2 protein-coding genes are annotated in these 3,695 nt (G+C 28.0%); both read left to right on the top strand.

Annotation, left to right across the window (positions count from 1 at the left end; translation table 11 throughout):
• The first annotated feature begins 279 nt into the window (after positions 1-279).
• Positions 280-1,032 (top strand): polysaccharide biosynthesis/export family protein, encoded by a 753-nt coding sequence (locus AC1EUY_RS15785; RefSeq protein WP_480196514.1) that lies wholly within the window; start codon positions 280-282, stop codon positions 1,030-1,032.
• A gap of 28 nt (positions 1,033-1,060) precedes the next feature.
• Positions 1,061-3,472 (top strand): GumC family protein, encoded by a 2,412-nt coding sequence (locus AC1EUY_RS15790; RefSeq protein ID WP_480196515.1) that lies wholly within the window; start codon positions 1,061-1,063, stop codon positions 3,470-3,472.
• The last annotated feature ends 223 nt before the right edge of the window (positions 3,473-3,695 follow it).

The following is a 3,695-nucleotide window of genomic DNA, read 5'->3' on the forward strand; positions in this document are numbered from 1 at the left end:
TATATATTTTATTTAGAAAAAAAATGTTATTGAAGAAAATATAACAAGTGCTTGTTAAATACTTTCAAATTTTTATTTTTACACGAATTTCACCAATTATTACCTCCCCATAAACCTACAACGAGATTTAATACTGAAGGTTATAAATGTTTTAAGTTTATTCTTTACTTAACGTGATTTAGAATATTATAAAAAAGTTATATTTACAATGTTAAAAAAATTATTATGATTAAAAATGTGAACAGATACAAGTTTTTAAGTATCAATTTTTTATTAACTATGTCCTTCTTAGTGCTACTTACTGCTTGTGGAACAAAAAAAGATATAGTTTACTTCCAAGACGCTGATCAAATTAAGGTAAGTAACTCTATTAATAATTACAACCCAATTATAAGGCCAGACGATATATTAACTATAATTATTTCTGCACTTGATTACGATGCAGTTAAGGCCTTTAATCTCCCAGCGGTATCATTTGTTGGGGCAGATGGTAGTGTAGATAGACCAACACAACAGACTTATTTAGTGGACTCAGGAGGCAATATAAATTTTCCTGTTTTGGGAACATTAAAGTTAGGTGGGCTAAATAGAACTCAAGCTACTGAACTTATAAAAGGTATGTTGAAAGAATATGTTGTAGATCCTATTGTCAACATTAGAACTGTGAATTTTAAAATAACCGTATTAGGAGAAGTAAATAGACCAGGATCCTACTCTGTCCAAAATCAAAGAATTACAGTTTTAGAAGCTTTAGGTTTAGCAGGTGATTTGACATTGTATGCTAAAAGAAATAATGTATTAGTAATAAGGGAAAATCAAGGTAAAACTATTACTAATAGAGTAGATTTGACATCAGGAGAATTATTTAGTTCGCCTGTGTATTATTTAAATCAAAATGATGTAATATATGTTGAACCGAATAATTCTAGAGTAAAATCTTCTAATGTTGGGCCTAATGTAAACGCATCATTAAGTTTAGTTTCTACTTTAGCAACTGTAGCAGCCTTAATTGTCACTATTACTACAAATTAGTATATAAGTTAAAAAAATGGAATTTGAAATGAACAAAACTTCTTTTCGAAACAATGATGATTTACAAGGAAATAACCTTCATATTTTAGAACTTATTACTAAATATTTAAGATTCTGGAAATGGTTTATTGTTTCTGTTTTAATCATTCTTTTAATAACTTACTATAACTTAAATTTTTCGAGAAAGCAATATCAGATAGAAGCCTCTATAAAAATTAAAAATGAAAATAGAGGTGATCAATCAACATTATCGGTTTTTCAAGATTTAGGTATTGCTGGTGGTGTTAAAAATAACGTTGATGATGAAATTGAAATTTTGCAGTCAAAAGGACTCATATCAGAAACTATTAAATCACTAAATCTTAATGTTTCTTTTTATACTAATAAAAATAAAATAAGTGATTTTTTAGATAGTAATTTAAATTTTAATACAAATTTTTATGAAAATGAACGGTATAATGATCCACCTTTAAAAATAAATTTCTTTTTAAGTGACTCAGCTTTATATAAAACAAATTCTCAATTTTTGATCCAAATAAATTCTCTGACAGAATATACCTTTGTTGATTTTGAATCATCTAAAGAAACAAAACACTCATTTGGAGAGAAAGTCAATATGGGTTTTGGCAACATAATAATCACTCCAAATTCAGACTTGAAAAAAGAAAAATTAGTAGGAGAAGGTATTCTTGTAGTAATATCTCCAATCATAAATTTAACAAACTCTTATCAGAGCCGCTTGACCATAGAACCAGTTGTTTTATATTCAAATGTTTTAAAATTTACTTTAATTGAAAGTAATAAAAATAAAGGTGAAGATTTCTTAAATGAATTAATTAAAAAATATAACGATAGAGCTATATCTTTAAAAGAACAATTAACTAAAACTACTTCAGATTTTGTTACTAAAAGATTAGAAATTATTACTAATGAATTAAATGATGTTGATCTATCTGCTGAATCTATAAAATCAAGGTTTAAAATTTCTGACGCAGCCTCTCAAACCGGATTAAATCTAGAAAGTGTTCAAAGACTTGAGCAACAAATAGTAGCTACGAATACTGAATTAAAAAAAATTGAATTTATTAAAGGTTTTGTTTCAGAAAAAGATGATAACGAATTAATTCCAGATATTGACATAGGAGATCAAAATTCATTAGTATTTAAAGATCAATACAATAAATTGATGTTAGAAAAACAACGACTTTTAAAAACATCGACAGAAAAAAACCCTACAGTAGTAAATATAAATGAGCAATTAAGTAGTTTAAGAAATAATTTTCAAGAAAGTTTAAATAATTTAGAATCTTCACGAAAAATTACTTTGGGTGCACTTGAAAAACAAGATTCTAGAATTAACTCTAGGCTATATGCAGCACCAAGACAAGAGCGACAATATAGAGATATACAAAGGCAACAACAAATTAAGGAGTCTTTATACTTATACCTTCTTGAGAAAAGAGAAGAAACAGCCTTAACTCTTGGTGTTGCAGAACCAAATGCTCAGGTAATTGATTATGCTGTTAGCTTGCCTGATTCAGTAGCACCAAAAAAAATGCTTTCTTATTTTGGAGCTATTATAATGGGACTTTTAATACCAATAATAATTATTTTCTTAAAAGAATTATTAGATTCAAAAATTCACACAAAAGAAGATGTAGAAAAAGTTTTAGATGCTCCTATTATAGGTGATATTCCTAAATTTGATGGAAAGAAAAGATATTTAATTTCAAATGAAGATTACTCAAGCATAGCTGAGGCCTTTAGAATTTTAAGAACAAATCTAAAATTTATTTTACCAAATTCTAAAGAAAATTTGGGTAAAACCATTTTCATTACATCAACTATAGCACATGAAGGTAAATCTTTAGTAGCTACAAACTTAGCAACTTCCTTAGCTTTTACTGAAAAGAAAATATTACTCTTAGGTTTAGACATTAGAGCTCCGAAAATTGAACCTTATTTAAATGTTAGTAGTGAAAAAGGCATCACTAATTATGTCATAAATAACTCTATAAGCATAGAAGATATCACGGTAAAAGTCCCTAACGTAAAAGGCTTAGATGTAATTTTTTCTGGTGATTTGGCGCCAAACCCATCTGAGTTATTAATGAGTGCAAAAATTAATAATCTCTTTATTCATGCTAGAGAGCATTATGATTATATTATTGTAGATACTGCTGCATTTAGTATGGTGACAGATACCATGCTCATTAGCACCTTTGCTGATGCTTTTATTTATGTAATTAGAGCAAATTTCTTGGATAAAAGGGCATTAAAATACATAAACTCTCTTTACAAAGAGAAAAGGTTGAATAATATGGCAATTTTATTAAACGGAGTTGATCATAAAAAGACATATGGATATGGATATGGATATGGATATGGTACTACTTTTGAAAAATCTCAAAAGAAATGGTGGCAGCTCTTAAAAAAGTAAAAAGACAACATTTTAAGTCTTAAAAATTTTTTATTCTTCAATTTACTGCCCTATTTTGGGGGAATGATCAACCAAAAATCTTTCCAAAAGCTATATGGAAGTTCGTTATAGAGTCACAGAGAAGACAGCACGTGTTTTCATGTATAAGGACAAGAGAAGCAATGTGTCCTCAAGAGCAATAAATTCTATGAAGTATTGTAGGGGTTACGAAACAAGGTAAACT

The sequence above is a fragment of the Maritimimonas sp. 2210JD6-3 genome, from assembly GCF_056591795.1.